Here is a 16,964-nt window from a genome sequence, read left to right on the forward strand (position 1 = left end):
GCAGCCTGTCCGGCGTTTCACATCGGGGCCCGTCAGGGCCCGAGCGGGGCCCGGGGGCGCCAGCCTCCGGCAAGGCCGGCAGCCACGCCGGCCACCAAATCAACGGGCGTACCCTGGGGAACGCCGAAGAATCAATCGCTAGGGAGCCGGTCGTGTCCGCAGTCGCACCCGACGGACGCAAGATGCTGCGCCTGGAGGTCCGCAACAGCCAGACCCCCATCGAGCGCAAGCCCGAGTGGATCAAGACCCGGGCGAAAATGGGCCCCGAGTACACGAAGATGCAGAACCTCGTGAAGAGCGAGGGCCTGCACACGGTCTGCCAGGAAGCCGGCTGCCCCAACATCTACGAGTGCTGGGAGGACCGCGAGGCGACCTTCCTCATCGGCGGCGACCAGTGCACCCGGCGCTGCGACTTCTGCCAGATCGACACCGGCAAGCCCGAGGCGCTGGACCGCGACGAACCGCGGCGCGTGGGCGAGTCCGTGGTCACCATGGACCTGAACTACGCCACCATCACCGGCGTCGCCCGCGACGACCTGGAGGACGGCGGCGCCTGGCTGTACGCCGAGACCGTGCGCCAGATCCACCAGCAGACCGCCGCCCGCGAGGCCGGCCGCACCAAGGTGGAGCTGCTCGCCCCCGACTTCAACGCGGTCCCGGAGCAGCTGGAAGAGGTCTTCTCCTCCCGCCCCGAGGTCTTCGCGCACAACGTCGAGACGGTGCCCCGGATCTTCAAGCGGATCCGCCCGGGCTTCCGCTACGACCGCTCCCTGAAGGTCATCACCGCGGCCCGCGACTACGGTCTGGTCACCAAGTCCAACCTGATCCTCGGCATGGGCGAGACCCGCGAGGAGGTCAGCGACGCGCTGAAGCAGCTGCACGACGCCGGGTGCGAGCTGGTCACCATCACCCAGTACCTGCGACCGTCCGTGCGCCACCACCCCGTGGAGCGCTGGGTGAAGCCGCAGGAGTTCGTGGAGCTGAAGGACGAGGCCGAGCAGATCGGCTTCTCCGGTGTGATGTCCGGCCCGCTGGTGCGCTCCTCGTACCGCGCCGGGCGGCTGTACCAGATGGCTGTCGAGAAGCGCGGCGCCTACATCGCCGCCCAGGCCGTCTGACACGGAGTCACCCCGCCCCGCCCGTGCGGGGCGTGGCAAGCGTGTGAATTCACGCACAAGCGACTACCGACGGGTACTGACCGATACGACGCGGTCCTGACCGTCCTCGCAGATGAGGGCGTACGTCAGGGCCGCGTCGGCGTTCAGCCCCGCCGTATCAAGGCTTCATGGGTGTTTGACCGGTCGGACACGCCCTGGTAACACCAAACAGTGACGCTGGACTCACGCCACGTACACCCGCACAGACTCGCATCCGTACCCGAGGGGGGACCTCCGCCATGCAGGCCGCGCCCGTCCGCGCCACCGCCATCCCGTCCTTCACCACCGCCCTGCGCGCCGTGGAGTCGCTGCTGATGAGCAGCGGTCAGCGCACGGCCCGCCGCAACGCCTGGACCTCCGTGCTGGAGGACCGCCGCCGGGCCAAGGACCGGGTCGAGGCGCAGCAGATCGTGGAGCAGGCCCTCGCCCGTCGCTCCTGAGATGCGCACTGCCGTCGAAGGCGGTTCGCGAGCCACGTAGACTTCGTGGCATGGCGAGGAAGGAAACCGCAGCGGACGCTGCGAACCCCGGGCGACTGAAGCAGATCGCTCTGACCTACAAGATGACCCGCAAGGCCGACAAGAAGATCGGTCTTGTACTCGCGGCAGTCGGAATCGTCACCTTCGGTGTCTTCCTCGCGATCGGTTTCTTGATCGGTCACCCCATCTATCTCGGCATCCTGGGCCTGCTGCTCGCCTTCCTCGCGACGGCGATCGTGTTCGGCCGCCGCGCCGAGCGGGCCGCATTCGGGCAGATGGAGGGCCAGCCGGGCGCCGCCGCGGCCGTGCTGGACAACATCGGCCGGGGCTGGACGACGACGCCCGCGGTGGCGATGAACCGCAGCCAGGACGTGGTGCACCGGGCGGTCGGCAAGGCCGGCATCGTGCTGGTCGCCGAGGGCAACCCGAACCGGGTGAAGTCCCTGCTGGCCGCCGAGAAGAAGAAGATGAACCGGGTCGTCGCGGACGTGCCGGTGCACGACCTGATCGTCGGCACCGGCGAGGGCACGGTCGAGCTGAAGAAGCTGCGCACGACCATGCTCAAGCTGCCGCGCGTGCTGACCGGGCCGCAGGTGACCGCCACCAACGACCGACTGCGGGCGATGGGCGACCTGATGAGCAACATGCCGCTGCCGAAGGGCCCCATGCCCAAGGGCATGCGGATGCCGAAGGGCGGGCCGAGGGCCCGCTGACCGCGGCGGGGTGACGTATATCACAACCGATCGAGTACGCCGGCATGCCGGAAACGGGTTGGGCCCGGGCGTCCTGTGCGCCCGGGCCCAGCGCGTTTCCCGCACGCTGGGATGACACGCCGTCGAACGGAGCATCCAACCGGTAATCGGCTGATCCGCTCCTAGCCTTCGGAATGTGACAAAACGCCATATCACGTACCTCGCATGCACCACGGCGCTCCTCGGCGCGCTCGTCGGTGCCTCCCCGGCGTCGGCCAACCACCGCATCCACGTCGTCGCGCCGGGCGAGTCGATCCAGAAGGCCGTCGACGCCGCCCACGCCGGCGACACGGTGCTCGTGCTGCCCGGCACCTACCACGAGAGCGTCACGGTGCGGACACCGGAACTGACCCTGCGCGGCATGGGCCGCGGCACGGTGATCAAGCCGGTCCGTGCGAAGGCCGCGCCGGACCTGGGCAAGGCCGTCGTCAACTGCCTCACGGCCGGCAACGGCATCTGCGTGATCGGGGAGAAGAACAAGCCCCTCAAGGACGTCACCGTCGCCGACCTGAAGGTGGAGGGCTTCCCCAAGGTCGGCGTGTTCGCGCTCGGGACCGATCGCCTGACCGTGCAGCGGGTGACCGCCGACGCCAACGGGCAGTGGGGCATCGCCCAGGAGCACTCCACCCGCGGCGTCTTCCGTGGGAACACCGCCCAGGGCAACGGCGACGCGGGCCTGTTCCTCGCCAACAACGTGAAGGCCGAGGTGGGCGCCTCGGACACCAAGGGCACGGTGATCGAGCGTAACCACCTGGAGAACAACCGGATCGGCCTCACCGTCCGCCGGCTGCGGAACCTCACCGTGGCGCACAACTACGTCACCGGCAACTGCGCCGGCATGTTCGTCGTCGGCGACGAGAACAAGCCGAGGGCGGGCGCCCTGACCGTCCGCGACAACCGCGTCGAGCGGAACAACAAGCACTGCGTGAAGACGGCCCGGCTGCCCTTCCTGCAGGGCTCCGGCATCGTGCTGACCGGCGCCGAGAACACCCTGGTCACCCGGAACGTCGTCACCGACCACTCGGGCAGGTCCCCGCTGTCGGGCGGCATCGTCCTGTTCAAGAGCATGGTGGGCGTCACGAGCGAGCGGAACCGGATCACCGGCAACCACCTGGCGAACAACTCGCCGGCGGACCTCGTCAACCAGGAAGCCACGACGAGCGCCAACGCCTTCGACGCCAACACCTGCGGTGCCTCCAAGCCCGCGGGTCTGTGCTGAGCGGACAGCCAACCCCCACCCTCGCAAGGAAGGAAGGCGGCACATGACCGCACCATCCCCCGGGCTCTCGGCTCCTCCCCCAACGCCGCCGCCGTCGATGCGGCTGAGGGAGCTCGTGTTCGGGGCGGCGTGTGCCGCCGCCGTCCGCGCGGCCGCCCGGCTGGGCGTCGCCGACGCGCTCGCCGACACCCCGATGACCGTGGAGGACCTTACAGCCGCGGTGAAGGCCGAGCCGAAGCCGCTGCGCCGGCTGCTGCGCGCCCTGTCCTGCTACGGCGTCTTCGCCGAACACCCCGACGGAACGTTCGGCCACACCGAGATGTCCAGGCTGCTGCGCGAGGACGACCCGAACAGCCTGCGCTGGATCTCCCTGTGGTGCACCGAGCCGTGGACCTGGGACGCCTGGCCGAAACTGGACGAGGCGGTGCGCACCGGCCGGAACGTCGTCGAGGACCTCTACGGCAAGGAGTTCTTCGTCTACCTGAACGAGGACGCCCCGGAGTCGGCCGACGTCTTCAACCGGGCGATGACGACCTCCAGCGAGCAGTCGGCGCGCGATGTCGCCGCGCTGCTGGACCTGTCCGGCGCCTCGTCCGTCGCGGACCTCGGCGGCGGACAGGGGCACGTGGTGGCGAGCCTGCTGGACAAGTACCCCGCGATGGAGGGCTATCTGCTCGACCTGCCGCGGGTGGTGGAGAACGCCGTACCGCGACTGCGCCAGGGCGGTGATCTCGCCGGCCGGGCGCACATCGTGCCAGGAGACATCCGGGAGTCCGTCCCGGTCCGGGCCGACGTCTACATCATCAAGAACATCCTGGAGTGGGACGACGAGTCCACGGCCAGGCTGCTGGGCAACGTCGTCGAGGCGGGCGGTCCCGGCACGCGGGTCGTCGTCATCGAGAACCTTGTCGACGACACCCCGTCGATGCGCTTCAGCACCGCCATGGACCTGCTGCTGCTCGTGAACGTCGGAGGCGCCAAGCACACCACCGACAGCATGGTCGGCCGGCTCCGGGCCGCGGGCCTCACCGTCGGCGACATCCGGCCGGTCAACCCGCACCTGCACGCGTTCGACTGCACGGTCCCCGCGTGAGCCGACTCCCCCGGAGAACACCGGTGCCGGGCCCGCGTCGGACGCGGGCCCGGGCACCGGTGGGCGGAACGGCGGTTCAGTCGCGGGCGTCGCGCTCCCACAGGTAGAAGCGCTGCGCCATCGCGTCCTTCGGGGACCGCCAGGTCTCCGGGTCGTACGCGCTGACGTACGCCGAGAGGCGTTCGCTGATTCCCACGAACTCGGGGTGCGAGGCGACCTTGGCGATGGCCGGTCCCGGCTCGCGTTCCGACTCGACGAGGTGCATGTACACGTCGCCGAACTGGAAGAGGCTGCGCCGGACGACTCCGATGAGGTGCGGCAGCTCACCACGGTCGGACTCCGCGAACACCTTGGCGATGTCGGGGGCGGAACCGGGAGCCATCTTGGCGACGATCAGGGCCTGGTGCACGTGTTTCTCCCGTCGTCCGGGTCAGTCGGCCAGGGCCGGGGCGGGCCGGTGGCCGTCGGCGGCCGCCTTCTCGATCTTGTCCCGGATCAGCGCCATCTGGATCTTCGAGTTCTTGTTGATGTTGTCGGTCATCCAGTCGTCGTCGACCGGCGCGTCCGGCTTCATCGCGAAGTCCTGCGTCCAGATCATCCGGGTGCCGGAGGGAACCTCCTCGTAGCGCCAGTGGATGTTCATGTGGGCGAACGGCCCGGTCTCCACGCGGCGGGCCTTGACGGTGAGGGTGTCGCGGTCCGGCTCCCGCTCGGAGACCCAGCTCCAGACGGTGCCGTTGTCGTCCGGGTGCATGGTCAGCCGGAACGTCGTCCTGTTGCCCTCCCGGGAGAGGACCTCGACGGACGCGTACTCGCTGAACAGCTGCGGCCACCGCTCCAGGTCGTTGGTCATGTCCCAGACCAGGTCCAGTGGGGCGGCGATGGTGATCTCGTTCTGTGTGTGTCCTGCCATCTCAGGCTCCTGCCATGAGGGTGCTGTTGACGAGGTTGAGGAACTGCTGGGGCGTCTTGCAGCGCTCCGCGTCGACCGGCATCGGGGTGCCGTGCAGGTTCTCCAGCTCGCCGACGATGCCGAGCAGGCCCAGCGAGTCGACGCCGAGGACGTCGAAGCCGGTGTCCGGCTTCTCCTGGAGCTGCTGCGGGCTGACGGTGACCCCGGCGGCCTTCTTCATGAGCGCGGCGAGTTCTTCCACGGTGATCTGGGACATGTGCCTTCCTCCTTTGCTGTGCTCACTGCGCGACGCCGTGCCGCAGCACCAGCGCCGAGTTCGATCCCATGAGTCCCCGGCTGAGGACCAGTGCCGTCCGCAGTTCGGCGACCCGGGCGCGGCCGGTCACGAGGTCGAGGTCGTGGCAGACGTCGATGACGTTCGGCGTCGGCGGGATCAGGCCGTGCTCCATCGCGAGCACGGCCGCCGCGGTGTCCAGCACGGGGGCCGCGCAGTACCCCCGGCCGGTTCCGGTCTTCGGTGCGGTGACCGGTACCCGGGTGCCGTGTTCGCCGAGGGCGTCGGCGAGCGCCAGCGCCTCGGCGCGGTCCGCCTCCGGCACCCCGAGGGCGTCGGCGAAGACGACGTCGATCTCCTCGGGCGCGCAGTCGGCCTCCTGCAGGGCCTGCCGGATCGCCTGGGCGAGACCGGCCCGGGACTCCTCCCAGCGGGAGGCGCCGGTGAAGGTCGCCCCGTGCCCGGCGACCAAGGCCCGGACGTCGGCGCCACGCTCGCGGGCCGCCGTCTCCGCCTCCACCACGAGCATCGCGCCGCCCTCGGCCGGCACGAACCCGCAGGCGCCGTCCGTGAACGGGCGGTACGCGCGGGACGGGTCGGCGACCGTGCTCAGCTCCTCGTAGCCGACCTGGCACACCACCGAGTACGGCGCCAGCGGCGCCTCGGTGGAGCCGGCCACGATCATGTCGGTGCCGCGCCGGACCGCCCGTGCCGCGTGCGCCAGGGCGTCCAGACCGCCGGCCTCGTCGGAGGCGACGACCGAGCAGGGGCCCTTGAACTTGCGGCGGATGGAGATCTGGCCGGTGCTGGCGGCGTAGAACCAGGCGATGGACTGGTACGGGCCGACGAACCGGCTGCCCTTGCCCCACAGCTGCTGGAGCTCGCGCTGGCCGAACTCGCCGCCGCCGGACCCTGCCGCGGTCACGACGCCGACGGAGTACGGCTCCTTGGAGGTGTCGGCCGGCCCGAGCCGTGCGTCGTCCAGCGCGAAGTCCGCCGCGGCCATGGCGAAGTGCGTGAACCGGTCGGTCTGGACGAGGAACCGCTCCTCGATCGTCGCCGCCGGATCGAAGCCGCGGACCTCGCCGGCCACTTTCAGCGGAAGGTGCTCACAGCCCTCGCGGGTGAGCCGGTCGAGGACGCTGAGTCCTTCCTGGGTGGCCTTCCAGAACGTGTCGGTGCTGGTGCCGTTGGGCGCGACCACCCCGATGCCGGTGACGGCCGCGCGCCGATCGTGCGGTTCGCTCATCGTGTCCTCACTCCCTGGTTCGGGTCAGGACCACCGCCGACTGGAAACCCCCGAACCCGCTGCCCACGGACAGGACGCTGCTCAGCTTCCGTTCGCGGGCGACGCGCGGGACGTAGTCCAGGTCGCACTCGGGGTCAGGGGTCTCGTAGTTCGCGGTCGGCGGTACGACCTGCTTGGCGAGGGCCAGCACGCAGGCGACCACCTCGATCGCCCCGATCGCCCCGAGCGAGTGCCCCACCATCGACTTGATGGAGCTCATGGGGGTGTCGTAGGCGTGGTGGCCGAGCGCCCGCTTCACGGCCGCCGTCTCGTGGCGGTCGTTCTGCCGGGTGCCGGATCCGTGCGCGTTGACGTAGTCGATGGCCGTGGGGTCCAGCCGGGCGTGGTCCAGTGCCCGGTCGATCGCCCGTGCCATCTCCAGGCCCTCGCTGGTCAGGCCGGTCATGTGGTAGGCGTTGCCGTAGGTGGCGTAGCCGCCCAGTTCGCAGTACACGTGGGCACCGCGCGCCCGGGCGTGTTCCAGCTCCTCCAGGACGAGGACGGCGCCGCCCTCGCCCATGACGAACCCGTCACGGTCGTTGTCGAAGGGTCGGGAGGCGTGGGCGGGGTCGTCGTTGTTCGGGGAGGTGGCCTTGATCGCGTCGAAGCAGGCCATGGTGATCGGGGAGATCGGGGAGTCCGAGGCACCCGCTATGCAGATGTCGGCCCGACCCTCCTCGACGGTGTGGAAGGCGTATCCGACGGCGTCCAGGCCGGAGGTGCAGCCGGTGGAGACGGTCTGCACCGGACCTTGGGCCCCGAACCGTTCCGCCACCGCGGACGCGACCGTGCTGGGCGAGAACGCCCGGTGCAGGTGCGGCTCCGCCTCCCGGTGGTCGACGTCCCAGCGCTGCCCTCGGTGACTGACCAGGACGTAGTCGTGCTCCAGCCGGGTGGTGCCGCCGACGGCGGTGCCCACGGACACCCCGACCCGCCACGGGTTCTCCCGGGCCAGATCGAGGCCCGAGTCCCGGACCGCTTCCTCCCCGGCGACCAGGGCGAACTGTATGTACCGGTCCCCGCGGACGATCTGCTCCTCGTCCAGGCCGTGCGCCGCCGGGTCGAAGTCGCACTCGGCCGCTATCCGCGACCGCAGACCCGCGGGGTCGAAGAAGGTGATGCCCCGCGTCGCGGTCCGGCCGTTGGCCAGCAGGTCCCAGAAAGCCGGTACGCCGATGCCGCCGGGGGCGACGATGCCTATGCCGGTGACCGCCACGCGCCGGGTCATGACCGAACCTGGCCCCGGTCGCGGGCGGCACCGGCCGGGGCGCCCTCCGTGACCACCGCGGCGGCCCCGATGACGTCCGTCTCCTCCGTGTCGACGTGCCCGAGGCTCGGGCGCGGCGCCAGCGGGCCCAGGTGGAAGACGATGCGGGCCTCCACGTCGCCGACGTTGCGGAAGCGGTGACGCATGTGGGCGGGGATCATCAGGCCCTGCTCCGGCCGCAACGGGTGCGGCTCGCCGTCCAGGTCCACCTCCAGCTGCCCGCACACGACGTACACGAACTCCTCGGAGTACGGGTGGTAGTGCTCACCGATGCGGTCACCGGGCTGCACGAGCGCCACGCCCATGAAACCGCTGGTGGCGCCCACCGTCGTCGGGGTGAGCATGGCGCGCAGATCGCCGCCGCGCCGGGTGTTGGGCTCGACCTCGTCGAGGTTCACGATCTTCGGAAGGGGTTTGATCACGGCGTTCCTCCGTGGGGTGTGCTGCGTCGGGCGCACTCAGGCGTCCGGCGAGCGGCGGTCGGTGACGAGTTCCATGCGGGCGGCGGCGCCGTCCAGCAGGGGCTTCGGCGGGGACAGGGCCCCGAACTTCGACAGGGCGGTGTCGGCGTCCACACCGGGGCGCACGTCGATCAGCCGTACGACGACGTCGTCCCGCTGGAAGATCGTGCTGCGCAGTACCGGGCTCGCCGGGTCCTGCGCCGCCTTCTCGTCCTGACGGGCGAGCGCCTCGGCCAGCTGCATGCCCTCGCCCGGGCGGGCGGGGTAGTACAGGGCGTGCCGCTCGCCCTCGGGCAGGTCCTCCACGTTGACGTGGTGCACGGCGGGCAGCGCCGCCCGGGTGAAGAACGCGCGCGCGGAGTCGTCGTCGCTGAGGTCCCGGTCCTGATCCAGATGCGGGTTGATGGCCTCCTCGATCGCCCTCACCTCGGGCTGCCGGGCGACGTGGCGCAGTGCCGCGAGCAGGTCGCCGCGGACCTCGATGGCCCGTACGACCCGGTTGCCGTGCATGAACAGAGAGGTGCGGACCAGATGGGTGTTCTCGTCGACCCGCGTCTCCGGCGGAACGTAGTTCGCGAGGATCTTCGCGACCTCCGGCTCGCTGCCCGGCTTGACCATGAAGGTGAGGGCGTGGCGGATCACGCCGTCGCCGATCCTGGGGGCCACCTGCAGCCGGCGCTCCTCGCCGGCCCTGGCCTCCGCGGCGCCCCACTCGCGGACGATGTGGAAGCGCAGCGAGCGGGTGTCCCGCACGCAGTGGTGCAGCGGCCGCACCATCTGCACGTGCTCCTCGCTGTTCACCCAGGCGAGGAACGGCGGGGCGCTCTCCCACTCACTGGTGATGAGCCATTGGGAGGGATTCTCGATGGACTGGCACAGCTGGTCGCTGACGTGGCCGGGCACCGAGGCCACCTGGCTGCACAGTTGCTCGTATGCCTCCAGGAACTGCTGCTGGGCACCGTCGTATACGTCGACCAGCAGGATGACCCGGAGGCGGGAGCCGTCGAACACGGACTGGGAGACCCGTGCCGTCACCTGTCGCGTCAGCTGCGAAACCTTTTCCGACGTGGTGGTCATGCTGCGCTATCTCCTTCTCTGGAGGCAGAGGCGAACGCCGGTCGCCGATGACGCGACGTCAGCGCTTCTTGATCCTCTGCCGGTCCCCCGGAGTGCGCGACTCGCGTGAACCACGCGGGTGATAGATCACGCGGAAGCCCTTCGAGAGGGCATGAAAAACACCAACACCCCCACCCCCCACCACTGCCTCAGGAGTCCTTGATGCAGCAGAAAGCCGATCACCAGGTTCCCGTCCTCGTCGTGGGCGGCTCTCTGGTGGGCTTGTCCCTCTCCCTCTTCCTGGGCCGTCTCGGCGTCGACCACATGCTCGTCGAGCGGCACGCCGGGACCTCGATCCACCCGCGTGGCCGCGGCAACAACGTGCGGACGATGGAGCTGTTCCGGGTGGCCGGCGTCGAGCCGGACATCAAGACGGCGGCCGCCCTCCTCGCCGGCAACCACGGCATCATGCAGGCCCCGACCCTCGTCGGCGACGCCGGCGAATGGCTGTTCAAGGAGATCGACCCGGGCGGCGGCCTCGCGCGGTTCAGCCCTTCGGGCTGGTGCCTGTGCAGCCAGAACGACCTGGAGCCGGTACTCGTGAAGAGCGCCCGCGCACTCGGCGGCGACCTGCGGTACTTCCACGAGCTGGAGTCCTTCGAGCAGGACCCCGAAGGAGTGACGGCGTTCGTCCGGAACCGCGACAGCGACGAGCTGTACACGGTCCGCGCGGACTACCTGGTCGCGGCCGACGGCCCGCGCAGCCCCGTGCGCAACCGGCTGGGCATCGGGCAGACCGGCCCCGGCGACCTCTTCGCCAACGTGAGCGTCACCTTCCGGTCCAAGCTGCTCGCCGACGTCGTCGGTGACCGGCGGTTCATCTGCTGCTACCTCACCAACCCGGAGGCCGACGGCGCGCTGCTGCCCGTCGACAACAAGGAGAACTGGGTCTTCCACGCCCCTTGGCACCCGGAAAACGGCGAGACGCTGGAGGAGTTCACCGAGGAGCGGCTCCAGCGGCACATCCGTCTGGCCGTCGGCGCACCCGACCTCGACGTCGAGATCACCGGACGGGCGTCCTGGCGCGCCGCCGAACGGGTCGCCGAACAGTACGCCGCCGAACGGGTCTTCCTCGCCGGCGACTCCGCCCACGAGATGTCCCCCACCGGCGCCTTCGGCTCCAACACCGGCATCCAGGACGCCCACAACCTGGCCTGGAAGCTGGCCGCCGTCCTCGACGACTGGGCCGGTCCCGGGCTGCTGCAGACGTACGACGCCGAGCGCCGGCCGGTCGCGCTGGCGACCAGCGAACGTGCCTCGTCGCGCTCCGTGGAGCACAGCCACCCCGGTTTCGCCCCGCCTCCCGGCATCGGCGGCGGCAAGCGCGGCGGCATCCTCAACGTCGTCCTCGGCTACCGCTACCCGCAGGGCGCCGTCGTGGGGGCCGACCCGTCGCAGCCGATCGTGCCCGACGGGATGAACATGTCCGCGGAGCCGGGCAGCAGGGCGCCGCACATGTGGCTGCGCCGCGCGGGCGAACAGGTCTCCACGCTCGATCTCTACGAGCGTTCACTGGTGCTGCTGTGCGACGCCGGGTCGAGCGCGGGCGCGGCCTGGCACGCCGCCGCCGTGCGCGTCGCCGGCACGGACGGTGTCCGGCTGGACGCCTACCGCATCGGCGCGGGCCCGGAGGCCGAGTTGGCGTACGACGCGGAGGGCGACGACTGGACGGCGGTCCACGGCACGACGGCCGACGGGGCGGTGCTGGTGCGGCCCGACGGGTTCGTGGCCTGGCGCTCGACGGGCGCCGCGACGGACCCGGAGGCCGAGCTGCGCCAGGTCCTGACGACGGTGCTGCACCGACGCTGATCCTGGCGTGAACGAGCCGAAGGCCACCGGCACCGGGGAGTGCGGGTGGCCTTCGGCGTGTGGAGGGGGTGATCTCTGGGGGCGGCGAGTGCGGGTCCCTGCCGGGGGCTGTGCGTCGAGCGGCCGGATCCCCGCCGGGAGGCTGCGCGCCGAGCGGCGGAACCCCCGCCGGGGGAGGCTGCGCGCCGAGCGGCCGGATCCCCGCGGGGAGTCGTCGGCGTAGAGCGACGGGATCCCCACCAGGCGGCCTGAGCGTCGGGAGGGCTCGTCCTCGCCGGGCGGCTGCGCGCCGGGGGGCCGGAGCCTCGCCGGGAGTCGTCGCCGTGGAGCGACGGGATCCCCGCCGGGTCGGTCGCCGACAATGAGCGACCGGGTCCCGCTGGGGGCCGTCGGCGTCGGGTGATCGGGCCCCGACCGGGAGGGCCGTCGAGCCTCGATCAGCCGGATGCCCGCCGGGACGGCCGTCGGCCCTTGAGCACCGGACGCCCACCGGATGACCGTCGGCGTCGAGCCCTCGGATCCCTGTCGGGGCGGCCGTCGGCATCGAGCAGTCGGACGTCCGTCGTGATCGGCCTCGGCATCGAGCAGTCGGACGTCCGTCGTGGTCGGCCTCGGCGTCGAGCAGTCGGACGCCCGCCGTGGTCGGCCTCGGCGTCGAGCAGTCGGACGCCCGCCGTGATCGGCCTCGGCGTCGAGCAGTCGGACGCCCGCCGTGATCGGCCTCGGCGTCGAGCAGTCGGACGCCCGCCGTGATCGGCCTCGGCGTTCGAGTGGGCGGCTCCCCGCCGGGACGGCCTCGGCCGCGAGCGGGTGGATGCGTGGTGTCAGATGCGTACTTCGACCGTCCTGGCGAGCCGGTCGTGCAGGCCCCGGCCGTCGCGGTCCCAGATCAGCGCGGGTACGGCGAGGCAGAGCAGGACCGTGCGCAGCAGGGCGCGGCCCGGGTGGACGGTGCCGGTGTCGACGGCGACCACCCGCAGCCCGAAGAGGCGCTTGCCCGGGGTCAAACCGATCGTGCCGACGGTCAGCACGCTCATGACGAAGAAGATCAGCAGCGCCCAGTTGCCGGTCGTCTGGCCGTAGCCGCCCGTGATCAAGCTGTATGCGATCAAGAGGCACAGACCCCAGTCGACGGCCAGCGCACCGAGCCGCCGGCCCGGGCGGGCGATCGAGCCCGGCCCGCTCTCCGGCAGACCGAGCTGCTCGCCCCGGTAGCCGAAGTCCGCACCGGCGTCCTCCATGGCCGCACGGGGGCCGGACAGCCATGATCCGATTGCTTGCCTCTTGTCCACCCGACAACGGTACTGCGCCCGGGATTGACCGGGGTATGCCGGGGTCGGTCCGCGTTACGGTGGAACGGAGCCGGTTAACTTCTGCGAAACAAATGGGTCACGCCCGAGAAATGACGCGTCCCTAGGGTCGTCGTCAGCGTGTGCCACCGCACTGGCCGCACGAACGAACTACCACCCCGGCGGGACGGTCGGGAGTAGGAGGAGCTGGATGTTCCAGAACGCCGACGAGGCCAAGAAGTTCATCGCGGACGAGGACGTCAAGTTCGTCGACGTCCGCTTCTGCGACCTGCCGGGCGTCATGCAGCACTTCACAGTGCCCGTCGAGGCGTTCGACCCGGACGACGAGCTCGCCTTCGACGGATCCTCGATCCGCGGCTTCCAGGCCATTCACGAGTCCGACATGGCCCTGCGCGCCGACCTGTCGACCGCCCGCGTGGACCCGTTCCGCCGCGACAAGACGCTCAACATCAACTTCTTCATCCACGACCCGATCACGGGCGAGCAGTACTCCCGTGACCCGCGCAACGTGGCGAAGAAGGCCGAGGCGTACCTGGCGTCGACCGGGATCGCCGACACCGCGTACTTCGGTCCGGAGGCCGAGTTCTACGTCTTCGACAGCGTCCGCTTCAAGACGTCCGAGAACGAGTCCTTCTACCACATCGACTCCGAGGCGGGCGCCTGGAACACCGGCGCGCTGGAGGACAACCGCGGGTACAAGGTCCGCTACAAGGGCGGCTACTTCCCGACCCCGCCGGTCGACCACTTCGCCGACCTGCGCGCCGAGATCTCCCTGGAGCTGGACCGGGCCGGCCTGAAGGTCGAGCGCCAGCACCACGAGGTCGGCACCGCCGGCCAGGCCGAGATCAACTACAAGTTCAACACGCTGCTCGCCGCCGCCGACGACCTCCAGCTCTTCAAGTACATCGTGAAGAACGTCGCCTGGCGCAACGGCAAGACCGCGACCTTCATGCCGAAGCCGATCTTCGGTGACAACGGCTCGGGCATGCACGTCCACCAGTCGCTGTGGAGCAACGGCGACCCGCTGTTCTACGACGAGCAGGGCTACGCCGGCCTGTCGGACACCGCCCGCTACTACATCGGCGGCATCCTCAAGCACGCCCCGTCGCTGCTCGCCTTCACCAACCCGACGGTGAACTCCTACCACCGTCTGGTCCCGGGCTTCGAGGCGCCGGTCAACCTGGTGTACTCGCAGCGCAACCGTTCCGCCGCGATGCGCATCCCGATCACGGGCTCCAACCCGAAGGCCAAGCGCGTCGAGTTCCGCGCCCCGGACTCCTCCGGCAACCCCTACCTCGCCTTCTCCGCCCTGCTCCTCGCGGGCCTGGACGGCATCAAGAACAAGATCGAGCCGGCCGAGCCGATCGACAAGGACCTGTACGAGCTGGCTCCCGAGGAGCACGCGAACGTCGCGCAGGTCCCGACCTCGCTCGGCGCCGTCCTCGACCGCCTGGAGGCCGACCACGAGTTCCTCCTCCAGGGCGACGTCTTCACGTCCGACCTGATCGAGACGTGGATCGACTACAAGCGCACCAACGAGATCGCCCCGCTGCAGCTGCGTCCGCACCCGCACGAGTTCGAGCTGTACTTCGACGTGTGACAGTTCGACGCGTGATCGATCCGATGCCGTGAGGCCGGATGCCCGGAGGGCCGCCACCTGAGCAGTTCAGGTGGCGGCCCTCCGGCGTTCGCCTCCGGACCCGCGGCGCCGCTGCCGCCGCTACCGCCGTCAGCGGACCACGATCACTACGGGGCCACCGCCGAAGCGGTTGAAGTGGTCGTAGTAGCCGTAGTGGTCGAAGAAGCCGTACCGGTCGTAGTAGTCGTTGTCCCACCAGTCGTCGTCGCCCCAGTTCGAGGGGACGCTGGTCGGGGTGGCTGCCGAGGCCGTGCCGGCTGTGCCGATCGCGGCGCCCCCGGCCATCAGCACGCCGATGGCGGACACTGCGAGGAGGCGTCGGGCGCGTGGTGCTTTCATCGAGAACCTTCCTTCCATCCCATCGCGCGAAGCACGAGCCGGACGGATGGCCGCAGCCGCCGGGGAGAGCGTACGGCGCGGTCGTCGGTGTCGCCGCCTGTGGAGGCGTGCGTATCAGCCGCGGTCCGTGTGGCATGTGGGCTGTCGGTTGTGAGGGGGCATCCCTCCTGCGGAGGGCGTATCCCGGAGTACAGCTCCCTCTAAAAGGCTAAACCCCCCACCGATCACTCGGCATCCCGAACCATGCGGGACCATGGCCTTGGAGACGGTTGTTCGAGAGAGGCAGACGGGGATGTCCGAACAGGACGACGCGGAGCGGGAGTTCGACCTGAGGTGGGCGGACGACGCGCGGCACAAGGAGCCCTCGGCGCGGGCCCGGATGCTCGCCGCGCGCTGGAAGCACGACCCGCCCGGACCGGTACCGTTCCGCGCCGACCCCGACCACGTGACCCGGCCCAGGTCGCCATGGCTGTCGACGGTCGTGGTGCTGGGCTGCGTGGCGGCGGTGATCCTCCTCCTCGGATACATCAACTTCCGGGCGCCGTACTAGTCCGCGGCCCCAGTCCGCGGCGCCGTACGTGTCGCGCGTCCGGCGGGTGCGGTTCCTCGGGGGTCCACCCGAAAAGTGCAGGTCGGAGCTGTGGCGGACCGCTGTGCCGTGGGTCGTGATCGCGCCCGCCGGGCGGTTGACGGGCCGCCTCGGGCCTGAGCGGTCCCGGCACGGCCGGTCGCCGCTCTGCGGCTGCCCGACGCGTGCGACCGCGTCGCGCCGCTGCGGGCCCGTCGCGCCGCTGCGGGCCGCCGTCGGCCTGAGGGGCCGGTGTGGGCTTTGCACGGTTGAGGGGTGATCGCTACCGGCTGTTGGGGTGTGCGGGTGCACACTGGCAGTGGGCAAGGGCTTGACCGCGGGTGGTGCGGGGTGATGCAGATGCACAGCCGCTTCCGGAGCGACCGGCGGCTGACCGTGCGGATGACGGTCACGTTGTTCCTCCTCGGGTTGTTGTACGTGGCGTTCGTCGCCGCGTTGATCGCCCTGCTGAAGTCCTGGGTGCTGGTCGTGGTGATCGCGGCGGCGCTGCTGGGGGCGCAGTACTGGTTCTCCGACCGGATCGCGCTCTACGCGATGCGGGGGCGGGTCGTGGAGCGGGACGAGTACCCGCAGCTGCACGGCGTCGTCGACCGGCTGTGCGCGGTCGCGGACATGCCCAAGCCGGTGGTCGCCGTGTCCGACATGGAGATGCCGAACGCGTTCGCGACCGGGCGGAACCCCGACAACGCGGTGATCTGCGTGACCACCGGGCTGCTGCGGCGGCTGGAGCCGGCGGAGCTGGAAGGGGTGCTCGCGCACGAGCTGTCCCACGTGGCGCACAAGGACGTCGCCGTGATCACGGTCGCGTCGTTCCTGGGCGTGATCGCGGGGCTGATCGTGCGATTCGCCTTCTACTCGCAGCTGTTCGGCGGAGGGCGGCGCGACCAGAACACCGCCGTGGTCTTCCTGGGGATCATGGCTGTCTCCGCCGCCGTGTACGCGATCAGCTTCCTGCTCATCAGGGCGCTGTCGCGGTACCGGGAGCTGGCCGCCGACCGGGCGGCGGCGCTGCTGACGGGGCGGCCCTCGGCGCTGGCGTCCGCGCTCACCAAGGTGACCGGGGACATCGCGCGCATCCCGACGAAGGACCTGCGGACCGCGCAGGCCTTCAACGCCTTCTACTTCACCCCGGCGCTCGGCCGTGGACCGGATGTCGCGCGGCTGTTCTCCACCCACCCGAGCCTGGAGGAGCGGATCGAACAGCTGGGGCGGATCTCCGCCGAACTGGGCGAGGCGACGGCTCCCCGGAAGGCGTGAGC

18 protein-coding genes are annotated in these 16,964 nt (G+C 70.6%); 9 read left to right on the forward strand and 9 right to left on the reverse strand.

What is annotated here, in order from left to right:
- Nucleotides 1-152 precede the first annotated feature (152 nt).
- From lipA to IPT68_RS10370, 5 genes are all read left to right on the forward strand, one after another.
- A complete protein-coding gene (gene lipA / locus IPT68_RS10350; RefSeq protein WP_189696943.1) occupies nucleotides 153-1,118 on the forward strand; it encodes a lipoyl synthase in 966 nt (321 codons plus the stop codon).
- A 278-nt stretch (nucleotides 1,119-1,396) separates the two neighbouring features.
- Complete coding sequence (locus IPT68_RS10355) at nucleotides 1,397-1,597, forward strand: SCO2195 family GlnR-regulated protein (RefSeq protein WP_189696942.1); 201 nt, start codon at nucleotides 1,397-1,399, stop codon at nucleotides 1,595-1,597.
- A gap of 50 nt (nucleotides 1,598-1,647) precedes the next feature.
- Nucleotides 1,648-2,349 (forward strand): DUF4191 domain-containing protein, encoded by a 702-nt coding sequence (locus IPT68_RS10360; RefSeq protein WP_189696941.1) that lies wholly within the window; start codon nucleotides 1,648-1,650, stop codon nucleotides 2,347-2,349.
- A 175-nt stretch (nucleotides 2,350-2,524) separates the two neighbouring features.
- On the forward strand, nucleotides 2,525-3,607 hold the full coding sequence (locus IPT68_RS10365) for a right-handed parallel beta-helix repeat-containing protein (protein ID WP_189696940.1): 1,083 nt from the start codon (nucleotides 2,525-2,527) through the stop codon (nucleotides 3,605-3,607).
- A gap of 97 nt (nucleotides 3,608-3,704) precedes the next feature.
- Complete coding sequence (locus IPT68_RS10370) at nucleotides 3,705-4,700, forward strand: methyltransferase (protein ID WP_189697077.1); 996 nt, start codon at nucleotides 3,705-3,707, stop codon at nucleotides 4,698-4,700.
- Nucleotides 4,701-4,776: 76 nt separating this feature from the next.
- On the opposite strand, the gene IPT68_RS10375 is transcribed toward IPT68_RS10370, so the two are convergent.
- From IPT68_RS10375 to IPT68_RS10405, 7 genes are read right to left on the reverse strand one after another with little or no spacing between them, the layout of a single operon-like run.
- Entirely contained in the window at nucleotides 4,777-5,109 is a 333-nt protein-coding gene (locus IPT68_RS10375) for a TcmI family type II polyketide cyclase (protein ID WP_189696939.1), read from the reverse strand.
- A gap of 21 nt (nucleotides 5,110-5,130) precedes the next feature.
- Nucleotides 5,131-5,613, reverse strand: a complete 483-nt coding sequence (locus IPT68_RS10380; protein ID WP_189696938.1) for an SRPBCC family protein — start codon at nucleotides 5,611-5,613, stop codon at nucleotides 5,131-5,133.
- A 1-nt stretch (nucleotide 5,614) separates the two neighbouring features.
- On the reverse strand, nucleotides 5,615-5,869 hold the full coding sequence (locus tag IPT68_RS10385; protein ID WP_189696937.1) for an acyl carrier protein: 255 nt from the start codon (nucleotides 5,867-5,869) through the stop codon (nucleotides 5,615-5,617).
- A 22-nt stretch (nucleotides 5,870-5,891) separates the two neighbouring features.
- Nucleotides 5,892-7,136 carry a ketosynthase chain-length factor gene (locus IPT68_RS10390; RefSeq protein ID WP_189696936.1) on the reverse strand — a complete coding sequence of 415 codons (1,245 nt, stop codon included), beginning with the start codon at nucleotides 7,134-7,136 and terminating at the stop codon, nucleotides 5,892-5,894.
- Nucleotides 7,137-7,143: 7 nt separating this feature from the next.
- Nucleotides 7,144-8,403, reverse strand: a complete 1,260-nt coding sequence (locus IPT68_RS10395; RefSeq protein ID WP_189696935.1) for a beta-ketoacyl-[acyl-carrier-protein] synthase family protein — start codon at nucleotides 8,401-8,403, stop codon at nucleotides 7,144-7,146.
- Nucleotides 8,400-8,864 carry a cupin domain-containing protein gene (locus tag IPT68_RS10400; protein WP_228040354.1) on the reverse strand — a complete coding sequence of 155 codons (465 nt, stop codon included), beginning with the start codon at nucleotides 8,862-8,864 and terminating at the stop codon, nucleotides 8,400-8,402. Before IPT68_RS10400 ends, IPT68_RS10395 begins: the two co-directional genes overlap by 4 nt.
- Nucleotides 8,865-8,900: 36 nt before the next feature.
- The gene (locus tag IPT68_RS10405) at nucleotides 8,901-9,980 is read right to left on the reverse strand and encodes a SchA/CurD-like domain-containing protein (protein WP_189696934.1); all 1,080 of its coding nucleotides are present in this window, start codon (nucleotides 9,978-9,980) and stop codon (nucleotides 8,901-8,903) included.
- A gap of 201 nt (nucleotides 9,981-10,181) precedes the next feature.
- On the opposite strand from IPT68_RS10405, the gene IPT68_RS10410 reads away from it, so the two are divergent.
- Nucleotides 10,182-11,828 carry an FAD-dependent oxidoreductase gene (locus IPT68_RS10410; protein ID WP_189696933.1) on the forward strand — a complete coding sequence of 549 codons (1,647 nt, stop codon included), beginning with the start codon at nucleotides 10,182-10,184 and terminating at the stop codon, nucleotides 11,826-11,828.
- An 824-nt stretch (nucleotides 11,829-12,652) separates the two neighbouring features.
- On the opposite strand, the gene IPT68_RS10415 is transcribed toward IPT68_RS10410, so the two are convergent.
- Nucleotides 12,653-13,120, reverse strand: coding sequence for an RDD family protein (locus tag IPT68_RS10415; protein ID WP_189696932.1), 468 nt, complete (start codon nucleotides 13,118-13,120; stop codon nucleotides 12,653-12,655).
- A 208-nt stretch (nucleotides 13,121-13,328) separates the two neighbouring features.
- Here IPT68_RS10415 and glnA point away from each other — a divergent pair, with 208 nt between their 5' ends.
- Nucleotides 13,329-14,738, forward strand: coding sequence for a type I glutamate--ammonia ligase (glnA, locus tag IPT68_RS10420; RefSeq protein ID WP_189696931.1), 1,410 nt, complete (start codon nucleotides 13,329-13,331; stop codon nucleotides 14,736-14,738).
- 129 nt (nucleotides 14,739-14,867) lie between these two features.
- Here glnA and IPT68_RS10425 read toward each other — a convergent pair whose 3' ends face one another.
- Nucleotides 14,868-15,116, reverse strand: a complete 249-nt coding sequence (locus tag IPT68_RS10425; protein ID WP_189696930.1) for a hypothetical protein — start codon at nucleotides 15,114-15,116, stop codon at nucleotides 14,868-14,870.
- A gap of 292 nt (nucleotides 15,117-15,408) precedes the next feature.
- On the opposite strand from IPT68_RS10425, the gene IPT68_RS10430 reads away from it, so the two are divergent.
- Complete coding sequence (locus IPT68_RS10430; RefSeq protein WP_189696929.1) at nucleotides 15,409-15,666, forward strand: SCO2583/SCO2584 N-terminal domain-containing protein; 258 nt, start codon at nucleotides 15,409-15,411, stop codon at nucleotides 15,664-15,666.
- Nucleotides 15,667-16,044: 378 nt separating this feature from the next.
- Nucleotides 16,045-16,962: a zinc metalloprotease HtpX gene (gene htpX / locus IPT68_RS10435; RefSeq protein WP_189697075.1), complete on the forward strand. Its 918-nt coding sequence runs from the start codon at nucleotides 16,045-16,047 to the stop codon at nucleotides 16,960-16,962.
- Nucleotides 16,963-16,964 lie beyond the last annotated feature (2 nt).

Source organism: Streptomyces chromofuscus (genome assembly GCF_015160875.1).
GTDB classification, from domain to species: domain Bacteria; phylum Actinomycetota; class Actinomycetes; order Streptomycetales; family Streptomycetaceae; genus Streptomyces; species Streptomyces chromofuscus.

Coding starts and splice junctions, on each gene's coding strand:
- IPT68_RS10355 (WP_189696942.1), top strand. CDS start 1,397: ATGCAGGCCGCGCCCGTCCGCGCCACCGCCATCCCGTCCTTCACCACC.
- IPT68_RS10360 (WP_189696941.1), top strand. CDS start 1,648: ATGGCGAGGAAGGAAACCGCAGCGGACGCTGCGAACCCCGGGCGACTG.
- IPT68_RS10370 (WP_189697077.1), top strand. CDS start 3,705: ATGCGGCTGAGGGAGCTCGTGTTCGGGGCGGCGTGTGCCGCCGCCGTC.
- IPT68_RS10380 (WP_189696938.1), bottom strand. CDS start 5,613: ATGGCAGGACACACACAGAACGAGATCACCATCGCCGCCCCACTGGAC.
- IPT68_RS10385 (WP_189696937.1), bottom strand. CDS start 5,869: ATGTCCCAGATCACCGTGGAAGAACTCGCCGCGCTCATGAAGAAGGCC.
- IPT68_RS10390 (WP_189696936.1), bottom strand. CDS start 7,136: ATGAGCGAACCGCACGATCGGCGCGCGGCCGTCACCGGCATCGGGGTG.
- IPT68_RS10395 (WP_189696935.1), bottom strand. CDS start 8,403: ATGACCCGGCGCGTGGCGGTCACCGGCATAGGCATCGTCGCCCCCGGC.
- IPT68_RS10405 (WP_189696934.1), bottom strand. CDS start 9,980: ATGACCACCACGTCGGAAAAGGTTTCGCAGCTGACGCGACAGGTGACG.
- IPT68_RS10410 (WP_189696933.1), top strand. CDS start 10,182: ATGCAGCAGAAAGCCGATCACCAGGTTCCCGTCCTCGTCGTGGGCGGC.
- glnA (WP_189696931.1), top strand. CDS start 13,329: ATGTTCCAGAACGCCGACGAGGCCAAGAAGTTCATCGCGGACGAGGAC.
- IPT68_RS10425 (WP_189696930.1), bottom strand. CDS start 15,116: ATGAAAGCACCACGCGCCCGACGCCTCCTCGCAGTGTCCGCCATCGGC.
- IPT68_RS10430 (WP_189696929.1), top strand. CDS start 15,409: ATGTCCGAACAGGACGACGCGGAGCGGGAGTTCGACCTGAGGTGGGCG.
- htpX (WP_189697075.1), top strand. CDS start 16,045: ATGCACAGCCGCTTCCGGAGCGACCGGCGGCTGACCGTGCGGATGACG.